The organism is Rhodanobacter sp. IGA1.0 (genome assembly GCF_040208325.1).
Classification (GTDB): Bacteria; Pseudomonadota; Gammaproteobacteria; order Xanthomonadales; family Rhodanobacteraceae; genus Rhodanobacter; species Rhodanobacter spathiphylli.
Map to the genome: position 1 here is coordinate 1,711,752 of NZ_CP157948.1, position 16,148 is coordinate 1,727,899.

General features: G+C 62.2%; 16 protein-coding genes and 1 other RNA gene. 11 read left to right on the forward strand and 6 right to left on the reverse strand.

Features of this window, described 5'->3' with window-relative positions; all coding sequences use genetic code 11:
* Positions 1-40: 40 nt before the first annotated feature.
* The 4 genes from fabV (at position 41) to ABNK63_RS07755 (ending at position 3,454) form a co-directional block, all read left to right on the forward strand.
* On the forward strand, positions 41-1,243 hold the full coding sequence (fabV, locus tag ABNK63_RS07740; protein WP_350017092.1) for an enoyl-ACP reductase FabV: 1,203 nt from the start codon (positions 41-43) through the stop codon (positions 1,241-1,243).
* A gap of 351 nt (positions 1,244-1,594) precedes the next feature.
* On the forward strand, positions 1,595-2,020 hold the full coding sequence (locus ABNK63_RS07745) for a hypothetical protein (protein WP_350017093.1): 426 nt from the start codon (positions 1,595-1,597) through the stop codon (positions 2,018-2,020).
* A gap of 25 nt (positions 2,021-2,045) precedes the next feature.
* Positions 2,046-2,966 (forward strand): histone deacetylase, encoded by a 921-nt coding sequence (locus tag ABNK63_RS07750; protein ID WP_350017094.1) that lies wholly within the window; start codon positions 2,046-2,048, stop codon positions 2,964-2,966.
* A gap of 194 nt (positions 2,967-3,160) precedes the next feature.
* The gene (locus ABNK63_RS07755) at positions 3,161-3,454 is read left to right on the forward strand and encodes a hypothetical protein (RefSeq protein ID WP_350017095.1); all 294 of its coding nucleotides are present in this window, start codon (positions 3,161-3,163) and stop codon (positions 3,452-3,454) included.
* 210 nt (positions 3,455-3,664) lie between these two features.
* On the opposite strand, the gene ABNK63_RS07760 is transcribed toward ABNK63_RS07755, so the two are convergent.
* Both ABNK63_RS07760 and bhcC read right to left on the reverse strand, forming a co-directional pair.
* Entirely contained in the window at positions 3,665-4,225 is a 561-nt protein-coding gene (locus ABNK63_RS07760; protein ID WP_350017096.1) for a sugar O-acetyltransferase, read from the reverse strand.
* A 47-nt stretch (positions 4,226-4,272) separates the two neighbouring features.
* Positions 4,273-5,436, reverse strand: coding sequence for a 3-hydroxy-D-aspartate aldolase BhcC (gene bhcC, locus ABNK63_RS07765; RefSeq protein ID WP_350017097.1), 1,164 nt, complete (start codon positions 5,434-5,436; stop codon positions 4,273-4,275).
* A 368-nt stretch (positions 5,437-5,804) separates the two neighbouring features.
* On the opposite strand from bhcC, the gene ABNK63_RS07770 reads away from it, so the two are divergent.
* Both ABNK63_RS07770 and ABNK63_RS07775 read left to right on the forward strand, forming a co-directional pair.
* Complete coding sequence (locus ABNK63_RS07770; protein WP_350017098.1) at positions 5,805-6,071, forward strand: hypothetical protein; 267 nt, start codon at positions 5,805-5,807, stop codon at positions 6,069-6,071.
* A gap of 166 nt (positions 6,072-6,237) precedes the next feature.
* Positions 6,238-6,891, forward strand: a complete 654-nt coding sequence (locus tag ABNK63_RS07775; RefSeq protein ID WP_007805375.1) for a response regulator — start codon at positions 6,238-6,240, stop codon at positions 6,889-6,891.
* A gap of 69 nt (positions 6,892-6,960) precedes the next feature.
* Here the strand turns inward: ABNK63_RS07775 and ABNK63_RS07780 are convergent, their stop codons facing one another.
* Positions 6,961-10,173 carry an Rne/Rng family ribonuclease gene (locus tag ABNK63_RS07780; RefSeq protein ID WP_350017196.1) on the reverse strand — a complete coding sequence of 1,071 codons (3,213 nt, stop codon included), beginning with the start codon at positions 10,171-10,173 and terminating at the stop codon, positions 6,961-6,963.
* Positions 10,174-10,601: 428 nt separating this feature from the next.
* On the opposite strand from ABNK63_RS07780, the gene ABNK63_RS07785 reads away from it, so the two are divergent.
* Positions 10,602-11,507, forward strand: coding sequence for an RluA family pseudouridine synthase (locus ABNK63_RS07785; RefSeq protein ID WP_056718620.1), 906 nt, complete (start codon positions 10,602-10,604; stop codon positions 11,505-11,507).
* On the opposite strand, the gene ABNK63_RS07790 is transcribed toward ABNK63_RS07785, so the two are convergent.
* Entirely contained in the window at positions 11,508-11,849 is a 342-nt protein-coding gene (locus ABNK63_RS07790; protein WP_350017099.1) for a 4a-hydroxytetrahydrobiopterin dehydratase, read from the reverse strand. It lies immediately after the preceding gene.
* 155 nt (positions 11,850-12,004) lie between these two features.
* Here ABNK63_RS07790 and ABNK63_RS07795 point away from each other — a divergent pair, with 155 nt between their 5' ends.
* The gene (locus ABNK63_RS07795; protein ID WP_040672788.1) at positions 12,005-12,613 is read left to right on the forward strand and encodes an NfuA family Fe-S biogenesis protein; all 609 of its coding nucleotides are present in this window, start codon (positions 12,005-12,007) and stop codon (positions 12,611-12,613) included.
* 72 nt (positions 12,614-12,685) lie between these two features.
* On the opposite strand, the gene ABNK63_RS07800 is transcribed toward ABNK63_RS07795, so the two are convergent.
* Both ABNK63_RS07800 and ABNK63_RS07805 read right to left on the reverse strand, forming a co-directional pair.
* Positions 12,686-13,039: a cytochrome c gene (locus ABNK63_RS07800; protein WP_007805385.1), complete on the reverse strand. Its 354-nt coding sequence runs from the start codon at positions 13,037-13,039 to the stop codon at positions 12,686-12,688.
* Positions 13,040-13,057: 18 nt separating this feature from the next.
* Entirely contained in the window at positions 13,058-13,381 is a 324-nt protein-coding gene (locus tag ABNK63_RS07805) for a cytochrome c (protein WP_040672697.1), read from the reverse strand.
* Between the two features lie 191 nt (positions 13,382-13,572).
* On the opposite strand from ABNK63_RS07805, the gene ssrA reads away from it, so the two are divergent.
* The 3 genes from ssrA to ABNK63_RS07820 all read left to right on the forward strand — a co-directional run bounded on the left by ssrA (position 13,573) and on the right by ABNK63_RS07820 (position 16,053).
* Positions 13,573-13,927: a transfer-messenger RNA gene (gene ssrA, locus ABNK63_RS07810) on the forward strand.
* Between the two features lie 163 nt (positions 13,928-14,090).
* On the forward strand, positions 14,091-15,311 hold the full coding sequence (locus ABNK63_RS07815) for an integrase arm-type DNA-binding domain-containing protein (protein ID WP_350017100.1): 1,221 nt from the start codon (positions 14,091-14,093) through the stop codon (positions 15,309-15,311).
* Between the two features lie 157 nt (positions 15,312-15,468).
* Complete coding sequence (locus ABNK63_RS07820; RefSeq protein ID WP_350017101.1) at positions 15,469-16,053, forward strand: hypothetical protein; 585 nt, start codon at positions 15,469-15,471, stop codon at positions 16,051-16,053.
* Positions 16,054-16,148 lie beyond the last annotated feature (95 nt).

The following is a 16,148-nucleotide window of genomic DNA, read 5'->3' on the forward strand; positions in this document are numbered from 1 at the left end:
TAAGATGCCGGTTTATGCATTTGCCAGCAGGAGCCGTCGCGTGATCATCAAGCCCAAAGTCCGTGGATTCATCTGTGTCACCGCCCATCCGGTCGGCTGCGAACGCAACGTGCTCGAGCAGATCGCGATCACCGAAGCCGCCGGCCACAGCAAGGGCCTCGGTCCCAAGCGCGTGCTGGTGATCGGCGCCTCCACCGGCTACGGCCTCGCCTCGCGCATCACCGCCGCGTTCGGCTACGGCGCCGCCACGCTGGGCGTGTTCTTCGAGAAGCCCAGCAGCGAAGACAAGACCGGCACCGCGGGCTGGTACAACTCCGCCGCCTTCGACAAGGCCGCCAAGCAGGCCGGTCTGTACAGCAAGTCGATCAACGGCGACGCCTTCGCCCACGAGACCCGCGCCAAGGCCATCGAGATCATCAAGAACGAGATGGGCGGCCCGATCGACCTGGTCGTCTACTCGCTGGCCTCGCCCGTGCGCAAGATGCCGGACACCGGCGAAGTGGTGCGCTCGGCGCTGAAGACCATCGGCGAGCCGTTCCACAACACCTCGGTCGACACCAACAAGGACATGGTGATCGAAGCCACCGTCGAGCCGGCTACCGAGCAGGAGATCAAGGACACCGTCACCGTGATGGGCGGCGAGGACTGGGCGCTGTGGATCGACGCGCTGAGCGCCGCCGGCGTACTCGCCGAGCACGCCAAGACCATCGCCTACAGCTACATCGGCACCGAGATCACCTGGCCGATGTACTGGCACGGCACCCTGGGCCAGGCCAAGCAGCACCTGGACAACACGACGAAGCAACTGCGCGGCCGCCACCCCGGCCTCGAAGCCTACGTGGGTGTGATGAAGTCCGTCGTCACCCAGGCCAGCGCCGCCATCCCGGTGATCCCGCTGTACGTGTCCATCGCCTTCAAGATCATGAAAGAGCAGGGCATCCACGAAAACCCGATCGAACAAGCCAACCGCCTGTTCCACGACCGCCTCTACCGCGCCGACGGCGCCGCCCCCGCCACCGACGACGAAGGCCGCGTGCGCTTGGACGACTGGGAGCTGCGCGACGACGTGCAGGACGCCTGCAAGACCCTCTGGCCCACCGTCACCACCGAAAACCTGCGCGAGATCACCGATTACGCGGGGTACAAGCACGAGTTTCTGAAGCTATTCGGGTTTGATCGCGATGACGTCGACTACGAAGCCGAGGTGGAGGCGGATCGGCGGTTTGATTGTTTGGAGGGGTGAGGGGGAATTGGCAACTACTGAAGTTTGACTTCAATAGTCCGCGAATTACCCCGGGGCACGCTCTGATCCAGTTCTTTTGGAAGGGGTAAAATAATGCGATCACTTGTCGTTTTTGCTGGTGCTTGGGCTCGCGTGGTGTTTCAGAAAAAAATACCCGATGGCTCTTGATTTTAGAAAGAGACTTCCTGAGTCGATAACTAATAAGTGGCAACGGAACACTTCCATTTCTGTTGGGTGATCTCAGTGAGTGGATTGGTTAAAGAATACGAAGCAGGGATCAGAGTGTCATTTAATCATGCAGAGTAAGTGGGAAGACTCTGGACACCGTTTTTAACTCAAGGAGGAGCGATTATGGTTAAGGTGTATGTTTGGCTTCCAGATGCTGACCACGTGGGGCATGCAGCAATTACTGTGGCGAACCGTTACATCAGCTTCTGGCCTGACGGGGCGGCGGGGAAGAAGGATCTGAAGATTAAGACGAGTCAGCCTGGGCTGTTTATGGAGAGTCTGAAGGAGGATATTCGCTATGAAGGTAATCGGTTCCCCGTGACAGTCGAAATACAAGGGCTGGATGAAAATTCGATCTTGTCGTACGTCGCCTCGCTTGAGGGCGGCATGCCACGGTACCAACTTGCAAAGAATAACTGCTCGCATATTGTGGCGAGAGCGTTGAGCGAAGGCGCCAAGTGCAAGCCTTCATTCACTCCTCACGCAGGTCAATACGGCAAACTAGGCAGAGTGCTTGGTATCGGTATTGGACGCCTGATCAGGTATTGAAATTTGCCATGGAGCTCAAGTCGCGATGAAGGTTTTCTACGACGATGCCTATAATATCGACCTTGGGCTATTGAATTTCATTCATCCTTTCGATGGAAGGAAATTTCGCAAGGTGGCAAATGCCGTGGCTGGTATGGAGAACATGTCCATCGTTGGTCCAGATGGCCCCATCTCGATGCGCGAAGTTGACTCGTTTTCAGATGCGCTTTTGAAACTTCTTCTCAGGAAGAAGAGATACATCCTGCGGGCATTGGAGGTTCCTTACCTGCCGCTTGTTCCTATGTCTTTTGTGGACAACCGCATACTTTCGCCCATGCGTTGGGGGGTGGCAGGCACTTTGAAGGCCGCCAGGGAGGCGTTGCTCGGTACTTGCTGCTGGAATCTGGCAGGTGGCTACCATCATGCGAGCCGCGCTTCGGCGGAAGGTTTCTGCATCTACAACGATATTGGCATCACGGTCGACGTCTTGGTCCGTGAAGGACTGCTCGCGGACGATGCACGCATTCTGATCATTGACATCGACGCCCATCATGGAAACGGGAACGCCTACGTCTTCATGGAAAGGAGTCAGGTTACGATTCTTGATATCTATAATGGCGCCATCTACCCGATGAATGGTTATACGAGAGAAAGGGTGAATATCAATATTCCTCTGGAATCCGGTACTGGCGGAGTGTTGTACCTGGAGAGGCTCAAAGAAGGATTGTCGCGTCTGGACGAATCCTGTGATCTCGCGTTCGTCGTGGCGGGTACGGACGTCCTGAGTTCAGATCCATTAGGTGGGCTGAATCTGTCCATCGATGATTGCGTTCGGCGGGACATGATGGTTTTCGAGAAGCTACGGTCTATCTCTGCGCCGTCGGTATTCCTTGGAGGAGGCGGTTATTCGAGTGATAGCGCCACTGCAATGATCGGCAGTCTGAAAGGGTTGGGTAATGCGAGATAGCCCAGAAACAAAAAAGGGTCAGGTTGAGCTGGCCCGGGTTTGACGGACACCTTTGAACGGGGACAATCCCCTGGGAGGTGTCAGATGGTCAAGCGTCAACGATTCACCGCAGAGTTCAAGCGTGAGGCGGTCAGGTTGCTCGATGCGGGCGAACGGCCGGCGGGTAGCGTCTGCACAATCCAGGGAAGGTTCCCATGTTCAGGGCGATCGCATCGCAATGGCTGACCAACGATCTCGGCATCGAGGTATCGAGCAGGGATCGCAACAGCATTCAGTACAAGGATGGGGACCACCTACTGTTGCTGTATTGCGACACCCTCGTGGATGAGCATGGGCGTTTCGGGGCCGCCATTCTTCTGCCGCACGATGCCCACTGGCAGCCGCCGTTCGAACAGGAGCGGATCGACAGCGTTGTGCGGGCCAGGATTGAAAAGAACCTGCGGGAGGCCTGGGCTGCGGTCGACTACCGGGTGACCATCGAGAGCTGATCTCATGCCATCCCACATGGACGTGGTACGAGTGGAAGGCGTCATGGCTTCCGGAGCATCCCCGGTTTGATCCTCGCAACAGGGAAGCGACGCCTTGCGGGAAATGGCTACGGCGACAAGGTCACCGATCTCAACAACATCCCGCGCCAGCACTGAAGTTCATCCGCCCCAGCCAGCGGACATCCGGCGCGCTGCCTTGTGTGGCTGCGATCAGTCGCTGCCGATCGGGCGAATGGCCCGCGCCGGGTTGCCCCCGACGAGAGTATTCGCGGGGACATCCCGGGTGACCACCGAGCCTGCCGCCACCACCGAGTTTTCGCCTACCGTGACCCCGCCGACGATGGTCGCGCCGGTGGCGATCCACACGTTTCTCTCGATCACGATGGGTTTCCCGATGGTGGTGCTGCGACGCTTCGACGGGTCCAGTGGATGGCTGGTCGTGATCAGGCTGACGTTCGGCCCGATCATCACCTCATCCGCAATGTCGAGCCCGCCGAGGTCGTGGAACGTGCAGTTCTGATTGATGAAGACATGGCGCCCGACGCGGATTTCATTCCCGCCGGCGGTGTAGAACGGAGGAATCAGCAGGAAGCTCTCGTCCACCTGCTTTCCGATGAGTTCGCTGAACAAGGCGCGGATCTTGTCCGCGTCCTCGAACGTCAGGCGATTGAGCGTGGCGGTAATCGCCATGGCGCGCTTGACGTTGGCCAGCATGGCCGCCGATTCCGGCGTCCCGCCGTGGATTGTCCTGGTGCCGCGCTCATTCGACATGCTTCATTTCCCCCGGGCCATGCTTGAACTTGCGCTTCGTTGCATCCTCAATAGCTCATGCCGCGGGCCGACACCGGCCAGACCACCTCGACCTTGCCGCGGCGCACGCCGACGTACCAGTCGTGCAGGTTGCAGGTCGGGTCGCAATGGCCGGGAACGAGCCTCAGCTTGTCGTTGATGCGCAAGACCCCGTGCACGTCCGCGATCACGCCGTGTTCGTCCGAGGCACCGAGGTAGCGCACGTCGTCGCGGCCGTGAATGACGGGCAGGCCGCTGTCCAGCGACATCGACTTGAGCCCGGCATCGCACACGGCGTGGCCGGGCTTGGCGCGGCTCATCACCGAGGTCAGCACGAACAGCGCGTTCTCCCATTCGCCCTGGTCGAGGCGCCGGCCGTCGCTGTCGCGGATGCGTCCGTAGTCCGCGTCCATGAAGGCGTAGCTGCCGCATTGGAGTTCGTTGTAGACGCCCGATCCGGACTCGAACGGATACGACCCGGTGCCGCCGCCGGTGACGAGTTGCGGGGGCAAGCCGGCTGCGTTCAGGCCATCGACGATGATCCTCACCATGGCGATGGCCTCGTCGAGCCTGGCCTTGCGGTCCGCGTAGTTTTCCAGATGCTGCATGGCGCCTTGGTAGGCCTGGATGCCGCCGAAAACCAGCGCCGACGCTGCGTCGATGGCCCTGGCGATCGCGATCGCCTCGCCAGCGCTCGCCACCCCGCAGCGGCCCGCGCCGCAGTCGATTTCGACCAGGCATTCGAGGGTGCTGCCGTGTGTTTGCGCGGCGGCGGAAAGCTCGGCCACGTTGGCTTCGTCGTCAACGCAGACGATGATGCGCGCGCCGTGATGCGGCAGGCGGGCGAGGCGATCGATCTTGGCCGGGTCGCGCACCTGGTTCGACACCAGGATGTCGCGAATGCCGCCACGGGCGAAGGCCTCGGCTTCGGACACCTTCTGGCAGCACACGCCCACCGCGCCACCCAGGCGCTCCTGCAGCTTCTGCACGTCGACCGACTTGTGCATCTTGCCGTGGCTGCGGTGGTGCATGCCGTGCGCTTTCGCGTAGTCGCCCATCTTCACGATGTTGCGCTCCAGCGCATCGAGATCGAGCACCAGGCAAGGCGTCTGGATGTCCGCCGCGTCCATGCCGGGCAGGGCCGGGATGTCATAACCGACATCGCCGTGGCTGGAACTCGTCTTCTCGTGCACGAAGCTCTCCGCAGTTTTCGGATGGCAGGTGGGGATGTCGGGATGTCTGACGATGATGACACCGCTGTGCCTGGTTCACGATCGGTTGCCGGGGATGGCCCTGTTCACGGTTGCCGTCCGGACTCAGTGCTTCCTGTGGGATAGACCCTTGGGCACCGCTGCAGGGCAATGTGGCCACGTCATTGCGCATTCACCGGAAGCTGGTGCGGTTTCAAGAGGCTGCTGCGGTGTTTTGCGCACACTCATCGTGGGCGTCGGCTGACATCATCCAAGGCGCCACCATGTCACATTCGTTCGAGTCGGGCACGGCATTCACTGACTGATCGGCCGCATGTCTTCGGGCTTCACTGCGAAAGGGAGTGATGGTGATGGTGACGATCCTGTTGAAGCCATTGGCAAACGGGGGCTGGAGCATCTGCCGCCTCCACATTACCTTGTTCAGCGATCTGCAGTTGGGCGCTGCGATCAAGCTTGCACGCGAGATGGCACGAGACGAGTTTCAGCGCCTCGGCAGGGAAACTCGTGTGGAAATGCCCGGACCCAGTTCCACCCTCGTCCTGGCCAGCTACACCCATGGCGTCGTCACGCCCGCGCAGGGGGCCACCGGTCAAGGCCGGGACGTGCTGGCCGCCTGAGCCGGTTGACGGAGCCGGATACGCTGACTGCAGGGCGCGCGAAGGGGAGCGCGCGTCCAGGACCGGCTGAGCGCAGGATCGCGCCCATGGTTCATGGGCATGCGGCCACTTGCATTGGCGTACCATGCAGCCTAATTTCAAGCAGCCCAACCAAGGAGGGAGTCAAGTGATCAATGTGGTCCTGGTGGACGATCACGAGCTGGTGCGCACCGGCTTTCGAATGATCCTGCAACAGCAGTCGGACATTCACGTTGCGGGCGAGGCAGGCACCGCCGAGGAGGGGCTGCGGCTGATCCGCACCCTGACTCCGGACATCGCCCTGGTCGACGTGCACATGCCGGGCATGAGCGGGATCGAACTGACCGAGCGGGTGTGCCGGTCGAAACTGTCCACGCATATCGTGATCGTGACCGTCGTGGACGATGCGCGTTTTCCCAAGCGCCTGCTTGACGCGGGGGCGCTGGGCTACCTGACCAAGGGATGCAGTGCGGACGAACTGGTTTCGGCGGTGCGTCAGGTTGCCGGCGGAAGGCGCTATCTTGCCCCCGCCGTTGCCCAGCAGCTGGCACTGGCTACCCTCGATGGCAGCGCTTCGCCCTTCGACACGCTGTCCAGCCGCGAGCTGGAAGTGGCGATGATGCTGGTTCGGGGCAAGCCGCTGACGATGATCGGCGAGCAGCTCAATTTGAGCCCCAAGACCGTTTCCACCTACAAACAGCGCCTGATGGAAAAACTCCACGTGGACCACGTGTTGAGCCTCGCCCATCTGATGACGGTGCATGGCCTGATCGATACGCCGAATCACCACGTAGGCAACTGAAGCTCCGGCAACGAGCCCGGCGCGAGAACAAAAAAAACCGGACTTTCGTCCGGTTTTTTCATGGCTGCATCAGCCTTGCGCGTCGTTCCTGTCGTGCAGGACTGGGGCGGGCCCTTCCTTGTCTTCGATGGCCTTGTCCGTCACCGGGGCGGGATGTGAAGGCATGCCCAGCAGGTCACCTTGCTTGGGCATCGGCAGGGAGGCAGGGGCAGCCTCGGCGGCAGCCACCGGTGCCACTTGCTGCACCGCCACCGGTGAGGGGGGCGTGCCGATTGCAGCCGGCGTGATGCCGGTCGAATCGGTGTTCGGGAACCCGGAGGCCACCGGCGCAGCCGGTGCCGACTTCTCGACCGGGGCCGACGTCACCGTCGTAGCAGGGGTTGCCATTGTCGCAGCCGCAATCTCCGGGGCGGCCTCCCCGAGGTGTCGGGTCGGCTGCGCGGCGACGGCGTCACTTGCCGCACCTGCGTGCGTGGATGGCTGGCTGAAGGCTGGCTTCACCGCTGGTGTTTCAGAAGCCTCGACGTCAACGTCTCCAGCCGACATCTTTTCCTGGTCGGGCTTGGCTGCCGGCATGCCGGACGGGGCCATTGCGGACCGTGTTTCGGCCACTTCAACCTTGACGGCGTGCTGTTCGGTACCGTCGTCTGCCGAAGCCGATTCGTCCTGGAGCGGAATCGGTGGCAGAGCAGGCAGGTTGAAGGCAGTTGCGCTGATCACGGCTGCGGACGCTTCCGGCCTCGACAGGCTTTCTGTCGCATCGGGTGCAGGGCTCGCATTGGCCGGGCGCTCGCGCACCGACGCTCTGGCCTGATCCGCGGCACCCGTCTTGACGTTGGCGGCATCCGCGGAGACGCGGTCGGCAACTGGCGGCTTGTTGGCTGCCTGAGCCGTGACAGACGTGGGCGCCAGGGTGCTTTCCTCGCGATCCTCGTCGTCCAGCGCCTCGGCCTGCTCGCTGCTGATATCGGTTCCGTTGGCACCGGCTTCGTCATGACGGCGACGACGACGACCACCGCGGCGACCGCGTCGACGCCGTGACTGGGCACCTTCGGTATCCGTCGCGCCTTCTTCGGATGAGGGCGTGGCGGCCTCGGCAACTGGCGTCACCAGCAGTTCGGCTTCCTTGGCTGCTTCGTCGATCGGGGAGGCAGCAGGACGCTGGTTCTCCGCGACGCGTGGCTGGCGCTCACCTTTCGGCTGCTGCTGCGGATTGGGCTTGCGCTCGGTACGGGGCGGAGCGTTCTCGGCGGGCGGCTTCGGCTGGCGTTCCGCCCTGGCCGACTGGGCCTGCGCCTGTGGCGCCGGACGCGACTGGGATTCGTTGTTGCGCTGGCGATTGCTGCGTGCCTGCTGCTGGGCTGCCGACTTCGGCGAGCCTTGCGGCGGTGTCGTTTCGCGACGGGGCTGGCGGGACGACGCGACATTGGCGCCGGTGCCATTGCGGGCGCCGCGTTCGTCGCGACGACCGCGGTTGCCGTTCTCGTTGCCGTTGTCGCTGCGCGCCGGAGCAGGGGAGGTCGCCGCCGGTGCTTCCGGGCCGCGGAACCAGCCCAGCAAGCGGGCAATGACGCCGCCGGCGGGTGCGCTGCGTGCCGCAGCGGGTTCTGCCGCGGCGCGGCGTGGTGCGGCCGGCCGACTGCTTGGGGCCGGAGCGGCCGCGACTTCCTCGCGCACCGGGGCCGGGCTTGCCGGAAGCACGCCGCTGACTGCGGGCTGCTCACCGCTGCCAAGGGCCTGACCCATCTTCGGCAATTCGGCGGTTTCCACCGCGGTCAGCATTTCGTAGCTGGGCTTGCTGTGCTCGCCCATGTCCGCTTCGCGGATGCGCTGGATCTCGATGTGCGGAGTCTGCAGCTTTTCGTCGGCGATGATCATCACGTGCACCTTGTGGCGCAGTTCGATCTCCACCACGCTGGCACGCTTCTCGTTGAGCAGGAAGTTGACCACGCTGGAAGGCGCCTGCACCAGCACCTGGCCGGTGTTGTCCTTCATCGCGTGTTCTTCGATCAGGCGCAGGGTCGACAGCGACAGCGATTCCACGCCGCGGATATGGCCGTGGCCTTCGCAACGCGGGCAGGTGATCTGGGTCGCTTCGCCGAGGCTGGGGCGCAGACGCTGGCGTGACATCTCGAGCAGGCCGAAGCGCGAGATGCGGCCGATCTGCACGCGGGCGCGATCGAGCTTCAGCGCTTCCTTCAGGCGGTCTTCCACCTCGCGCTGGTGGCGCGGGCTGTCCATGTCGATGAAGTCGATCACGATCAGGCCGCCGGCATCGCGGATGCGCGCCTGGCGGGCGATTTCCACCGCGGCCTCGCAGTTCGTGTTGAAAGCGGTTTCCTCGATGTCGCTGCCCTTGGTCGCCTTCGACGAGTTGACGTCGATCGCGGTCAGCGCCTCGGTCTGGTCGATCACGATCGAGCCGCCCGACGGCAGGCGGACCTGGCGGTCGAACGCGCTCTCGATCTGGGTTTCGATCTGGTAGCGGGTGAACAGCGGGGTGTCGTCGCGGTAGAGCTTGAGCTTGCGCAGGGCGTTCGGCATCACCTGCTGCATGAAGTCGCGGGCGTCGTTGTAGAGCGACTCGTCGTCGATCAGGATCTCGCCGATGTCGCTGCGCAGGTAGTCGCGCAGGGCGCGAATGAACAGCTTCGATTCCTGGTAGATCAGGAACGGCGCCCTCTGCTTGCCGGCCGCCTCGGAGATCGATTTCCACAGCTGCAACAGGTAATCGAGATCCCACTGCAGCTCTTCGGCATCGCGACCCAGGCCAGCGGTGCGCACGATCAGGCCGACGTCGTCCGGCACGGTGACGTGATCCAGGGCTTCCTTCAGGGCCTGCCGGTCTTCACCCTCGATCCGGCGGGAGACGCCGCCAGCCTTCGGGTTGTTCGGCATCAGCACCATGTAGCGGCCGGCCAGACTGATGAAGGTAGTCAGGGCGGCGCCCTTGTTGCCACGCTCTTCCTTCTCCACCTGCACGACGACTTCCTGACCTTCCTTGATCAGTTCGCGGATGTTCGCCTTGTGCGGGTCCAGGCCGGCGGTGAAGTATTCGCGCGAGATTTCCTTGAGCGGCAGGAAGCCGTGGCGTTCGGCGCCATATTCAACGAAGCAGGCCTCAAGTGAAGCCTCGACACGGGTGATTCGACCCTTGTAAATATTGGACTTTTTCTGTTCCCGCGAAGGGATTTCGATGTCCAGGTCGTACAGGGTCTGGCCATCGACAATGGCCACGCGCAACTCTTCACGCTGAGTCGCGTTGATCAACATACGTTTCATGGTGGTAATCCTCGGCTTGGCCGCGCGTCGCGTGCCGCGGTGGCGCCACAGTGGCGGCCTGCCGGGGATCGCGCCGCTGCGGTTAAGCGGCAAAAAAAACGGCACCGTTTCCGGCGTCGGGATGATTCGGTCAGCTGCGCCTGCCGCCCCGATGCCGCATGGCATCGGACAAACGACGGCCCAACCGTTACGATGAAAGGGAGTCGCGACCGGTCGCCAGAAGGCAACCGGGGGCAATCCTCGCCGACGTTACGGGCGGGCACTCGACCCGATCCAGACTTCGATGGGCAGAATGTAGCGCCCGCCGAGTATCCTATTTCAGCAGGTTTTTTTCAATGCAGACGGCAACTTCCCATGACGCACCTCACGGTGTACGTCAAGTCGAGATCGGTCCCGAACGGGATGGTCAACGTATCGACAACGCGCTGGTGACCCTGCTCAAGGGTGTCCCCAAGAGCATGATCTATCGGCTTTTGCGTACGGGTCAGGTGCGCGTCAACGGCAAGCGGGCCAAGCCCGATACCCGTCTCGCAGAGGGCGATACGCTGCGTATCCCGCCGGTTCGGGTCGCCGAAAGGCCCGAAGGACATGCCCCCGCCGGGGGGCTGGTTGCCGCGGTCGCCGATGCGGTGATCTTCGAGGACAAGCACTTCCTGGTGATCGACAAGCCCTCGGGCGTGGCCAGTCACGGTGGCAGCGGGGTCAGCCACGGCGCCATCGAACTGCTTCGCGCGGCCAGGCCGCAGGAGCATCTGGAACTGGTTCATCGGCTGGATCGCGATACCAGCGGTGTGCTGGTATTCGCCCGGACTCGCGCCGGGCTGACCGGTCTGCAGGCGGCGATTCGCGCCGGCGAGGTCACCAAGCAGTACCTGTGCCTGATGCTCGGCCACCCGTCCAAGGCAAAGTTCGACGTGAACGCGCCATTGTTGAAATCGGTGTTGCAGGGTGGCGAACGCATGGTGCGGGTCGCCGACAGCGGCAAGCCTTCGCTGACTTTCTTCCGCGAGATGGAGCAATACCCCAGCGCGCGCCTGATGCAGGCCACCCTGGGCACCGGCCGCACGCACCAGATCCGGGTGCATGCGGCACATGTCGGCCACCCACTGGCCGGTGATCCGAAGTACGGCGACCGCGAAATGAACAAGCGCTATCGCGAGATGGGGCTGGAACGGCTGTTCCTGCACGCCTCCCACATGAGCTTCGACCTGGATGGGCGGGCCTACAGCTTTTCCGCACCGCTGCCCGATGACCTGAAGAACTTTCTCGACGTCCTTGCCGTCAAGGGCAAGCGGCTCGTCTATACCCGCGACAAGTCGCGCACCGACTACTGATCAGCTCGCCAGCAGCGCCTCGACCCGCGCGGCACAGATGAAATCGTTGAGGGACAGCCCACCCACGTCATGGGTCGACCACAGGATTCGGCAATGGCCGTAGCCTGCTTCCAGGTCCGGGTGGTGATCTTCCTGGTTGGCCATGTAGCCGACCGCGTTGATGAAACCCAGTGTGTGGTGAAAATCCTTGAACGTGAAGTCCTTCACGATGGCCCGGCCGTCATCGTCCAGGCTCCAGCCGGGCAGTTGTTGCAGCAGATTGGCGATCTCGGGCGCCTGCAGTGCGTGTTCCTTGCCCTTGCGGGGCTGGCAATGTCTGGTCGAGAGCTCGTTGGCGTTCATGCAGGTCTCCATCGGTGTTCGGAATAGCGGACGCGAAGCGTCGAAGTTGTGCGCGCAAAAGTCAAAGCGCGCATGAAACCTGAAACAGGACTAAAATGGTGCTGTTTCGTCGGCGCGGTCCGGCCGGCATCGACATGGGCGGTTCTGGAGCAGGCATGATTGATATTTCCGAGCGCGCGCAGCAGCACTTTCTGCGCCTTCTCTCACAACAGGGCATCGAAGGACTGGGCATTCGCCTGCGGGTGACTTCGCCGGGTACGCCCGCGGCAAACTGCGAACTGGAGTTCTGCGAGCCGATCGACCTGGCCGGCGGGGAATGGACGATCGAGTGCGCCGGTTTCGACTTTCATGTGGACGGCGAGAGCGCCAGCTGGCTTGACGGTGCCAGCATCGACTTCGAGCCGAACGCGACCGGTGGCCAGCTCAATATCCGGGCACCGAAGATCAAGGGTGATATCCCTGGCGCAGAAGCGGGGCTGATCGAGCGTGTGCGCTACGTGCTGGAGGCCGAGATCAACCCGAAGCTCGCTTCGCATGGCGGCCGGGTCAGCTTGCTGGAGATCGACGCCAATGGTGTGGTGCTGCTCCAGTTCGGCGGTGGCTGCCATGGTTGCGGGATGGTCGACGTAACCCTGAAGCAGGGGGTCGAAAAGACCCTGCGCGAGCGGGTGCCGGAAATCACCGCGGTTCGCGACGCCACCGATCACGCCGGCGGCGAGAAGCCCTACTACAGCAAGGCCGAGGGCAAATCCGCGATTGCCTGAACCGGTCGGTGCGCCATGACGAAAAAAGGCCCGCTCAAGCGGGCCTTTTTCGGACTGCAGGGAAGAATCGGCTTACTTGTCGCCGCCGATGTGACCCTGCAGCGTGTCGAGCTTGCTCGGCAGCCCCGAAAAATACGCGGACACGTCTTCGATGTCCTGGTCGGAGAGCGTGGCGACCATGCCCTTCATGATCGGGTTGTCGCGATCGCCATTCTTGTATTCGTGCAGCACGCGCTGGAGATACAGATTGTATTGTCCTGCCAGGCGAGGGTACTGGGGATCTACCGAATTGCCATCGGTGCCATGGCAGGCGAAGCAGGTTGCAGCTTTCTGCTTTCCGTTCTCGGCATTGCCGTTGGCCAGCAACTGGGTGGACGCGAACGCCAGCACGGCGCCGACGGAAAGCAGGGTAAGCACACGGTTCATGCGTGAAATCCTTGGCGACTACTGGGCGAGACTGGAAAGGTAGGCGGCGATGTTCCGGATGTCCGCATCCGACAGGCTCTGGGCCTGCGCGCCCATCGTGGGATGCTTGCGGTCGCCAGCCTTGTAGCCACTCAGCGCGTTGACGATGTACTGCTCGTTCTGGCCGGCGATCTTCGGCACCGGATACTGCGGATAGGCATTGGTGTAACCGGGCACGCCGTGGCAGCCGGCACAGGTATAAACCAGCTTGCGGCCAGCAGCCTTGTCGCCTTCGGCGTGGGCGCTCGCGGTGGCGAACAGGGCAGAGGCCACAACCAGGCCCAGCAAATGCAATCGAGTCATCGAGGTCTTTCCCACGAGTGCGACGGATACGGGATCTTGCAAGCCACCAAGTATAGACGTTGCGTTAACGACCTAACAACACTCCACTTGACGATGATCAAGGATTGCACGGCTCGCATGCGGTACATCGTCCGGGTATTGGTGTTGCGTGCCGCGTCCCCATATACTTCGAGTGTCAGATCGTTTTCCCCGGGGGTGTCCTGGCTTCGACGGGGGTAGTGAGATGACTTGGTGCATGCCGAGGGGGCAGCTTTCCTCGTTAATCCAGCAGCAAACTCATAGTTGCCAACGACGACAACTACGCTCTCGCCGCTTAAGGCGTAAGCCCCGAACCCACTTGTGCTCATGCTCGTCGGTGTAGGGTCATTATCATGAGATCGCCGAACGCTGCCGCCTGGCGGTTCTAGGCTAAATCAATCAGGCTGGTTCCGCGGTGCGTTTTGCCCACCGTACTTGTCGCGGAACGAGATCGAACGGCGAGCTAAGCATGTAGATCCGGGCATTTAACGCCTTCGGACGCGGGTTCGACTCCCGCCACCTCCACCATTTCAAGCTCCAACGCAGTCCAACGAAGGCCGGCAACCCTAGCAACAGCAAAGGTTCCGGCCTTTTTTGTGCCCAATACAGTCCAATGCGATACGTTGCAATCTGCCCCCAGCCGGGGGCATGATCGGGGGCATATTCCATCTATCGCATAGGCGATGCCCCCATGCCCCTGAGTGATCCGGCGATCCGCACGGCCAAGCCAGCCGACAAGCCGCGCCGTCTTTTCGATGGTGGCGGGCTGTACCTGGAGGTCTCGCCAGCCGGCGGCAAGCTGTGGCGGTTGAAGTATCGTCACGGGGGCAAGGAGAAGCGGCTGGCGCTGGGGGCATACCCTGATACTGGCCTGAAGGATGCCCGCGACAAGCGGGATGATGCTCGCAAGCTACTGGCCGCTGGCGTCGATCCGGGCGAGCAGCGCAAGGCGGCGAAAGCTGCTGGCGAGGAACGGGCAGCGAACAGCTTTGAAGTGGTGGCGCGCGAGTGGCACGCCAAGCAATCGGCGACATGGGTCGAGCTGCACGCCAGCCGGATCATGCTGCGATTGGAGAATGATGTGTTTCCGTGGCTGGGCAGCCGACCGATTGCCGACGTCACGGCAAAGGAACTGCTGACGACCGTGAACCGCATTGTTGACCGTGGCGCAGTCGAGTCCGCGCACCGCGTGTTGCAAAACTGCGGGCAGGTGTTGCGCTATGCCATCGCCACCGGCCGCGCCGAACGCAATCCGGCTGCCGACTTGCGCGGAGCATTGCCGCCGGTCAAACAAACACACCTTGCCGCCATCATCGAACCGAACGCTATCGGTGGACTGCTGCGCGCGATGGATGCCTATAACGGCTCGCTGGTGACGAAATGCGCCCTGCGGCTGGCACCGCTGGTATTCGTGCGACCGGGTGAGCTACGGCAAGCCGAATGGGCAGAGTTCGATCTGGACGGCGCGCAATGGAATATTCCCGCCGAGAAGATGAAGATGCGCGAGCCGCATCTAGTCCCGTTGGCACCGCAAGCCGTGGCGATCCTGCGCGAGCTGCAACCGCTGACCGGGCGAGGGCGCTATGTTTTCCCCAGCGCGCGCAGTCCCCAGAGGCCCATGAGCAATAACGCGGTGTTGTCCGCCTTGCGCCGTATGGGCTATACCACTGACGAAATGAGCGGCCACGGTTTCCGCGCGATGGCGCGCACTGTGTTGGACGAAGTGCTGCATTTCCGCCCCGACTACATCGAACACCAACTGGCGCACGCGGTGAAAGACCCGAACGGCCGCGCGTACAACCGCACCGCGCACCTGCCGGAACGTCGCAAGATGATGGCAGGATGGGCGGCCTATCTGGACACGTTGAAGGAAGGCGGCAACGTCGTACCGATGGCACGCAACGTAAGCTGATCGACAACCGTTGAACGCCGCGCCTAGGACGGCCATCCGAAAACCGGGCACCTTCCCCAGCTGGTGCGGCACGTATGCAAGGACGCGTGGGATGTGCGAGATGGCAGCTAAACGTATAAGGGCAACGCTCCAAACATGTGATTCCTGCGGAAAAGCATTGGACTGCACCGAAGGAAGTCCGCAGCTTGAAAAGTACTGGAAGATACAGGTTGGTCTGTACTACTGCGATGCATGCTTGTTACTTCGTTCGGGTGACTTTCCCTCGCGCGAAAAGGTGGAACGCCTGTTCGCCCTTCGCCTTCGTCACGTTCGCGGTATCAATATCGAAGCATTGGAAAAAAAGGTTAACGAGGCGCATGGCCGTATACATTCGGAGCAGGTCAAAAAAGCGCTGGAAGAGATGGACGCCGCAGTTGACTTATTCCGACTGGGTGAGCGATTAGCTGCGATGGAGGCGGCCCAGTCCGCCTGGAATACAGCTAACGGCCTGCACAACGCGCTGGCGACAATGCCCGATATCGTGGCCGGACGTCGCGCGAAAAGGCAGCGATCAAAAGCTGGGATTAGTAGTCGCGAACAACGCCAAGCCGAGCGCCAGCCAGAGTGGGATAAGTGGCAGGCAGAGGTCGATAGGGTAAGGGCAAACCATCCCTGTCTAAGGAAGTCTCGGGTATTCGAGGTGGTCGCTGCCACCTTCAACGTTACGCGGCCTGCGATCGCCAAGCGTGTCGCTTGGTGTTGAAACGGAACGCCGTCGTTTCAAAATCGCAATCCATATCGTACACAGGCCTGCTCCAAGGCCGTCCGCTGCAATTCGGTGGCGACGCACTATGGACG

Coding starts and splice junctions, on each gene's coding strand:
- ABNK63_RS07745 (WP_350017093.1), top strand. CDS start 1,595: ATGGTTAAGGTGTATGTTTGGCTTCCAGATGCTGACCACGTGGGGCAT.
- ABNK63_RS07750 (WP_350017094.1), top strand. CDS start 2,046: ATGAAGGTTTTCTACGACGATGCCTATAATATCGACCTTGGGCTATTG.
- ABNK63_RS07755 (WP_350017095.1), top strand. CDS start 3,161: ATGTTCAGGGCGATCGCATCGCAATGGCTGACCAACGATCTCGGCATC.
- ABNK63_RS07760 (WP_350017096.1), bottom strand. CDS start 4,225: ATGTCGAATGAGCGCGGCACCAGGACAATCCACGGCGGGACGCCGGAA.
- ABNK63_RS07770 (WP_350017098.1), top strand. CDS start 5,805: ATGGTGACGATCCTGTTGAAGCCATTGGCAAACGGGGGCTGGAGCATC.
- ABNK63_RS07780 (WP_350017196.1), bottom strand. CDS start 10,173: ATGAAACGTATGTTGATCAACGCGACTCAGCGTGAAGAGTTGCGCGTG.
- ABNK63_RS07790 (WP_350017099.1), bottom strand. CDS start 11,849: ATGAACGCCAACGAGCTCTCGACCAGACATTGCCAGCCCCGCAAGGGC.
- ABNK63_RS07795 (WP_040672788.1), top strand. CDS start 12,005: ATGATTGATATTTCCGAGCGCGCGCAGCAGCACTTTCTGCGCCTTCTC.
- ABNK63_RS07800 (WP_007805385.1), bottom strand. CDS start 13,039: ATGAACCGTGTGCTTACCCTGCTTTCCGTCGGCGCCGTGCTGGCGTTC.
- ABNK63_RS07805 (WP_040672697.1), bottom strand. CDS start 13,381: ATGACTCGATTGCATTTGCTGGGCCTGGTTGTGGCCTCTGCCCTGTTC.
- ABNK63_RS07815 (WP_350017100.1), top strand. CDS start 14,091: ATGCCCCTGAGTGATCCGGCGATCCGCACGGCCAAGCCAGCCGACAAG.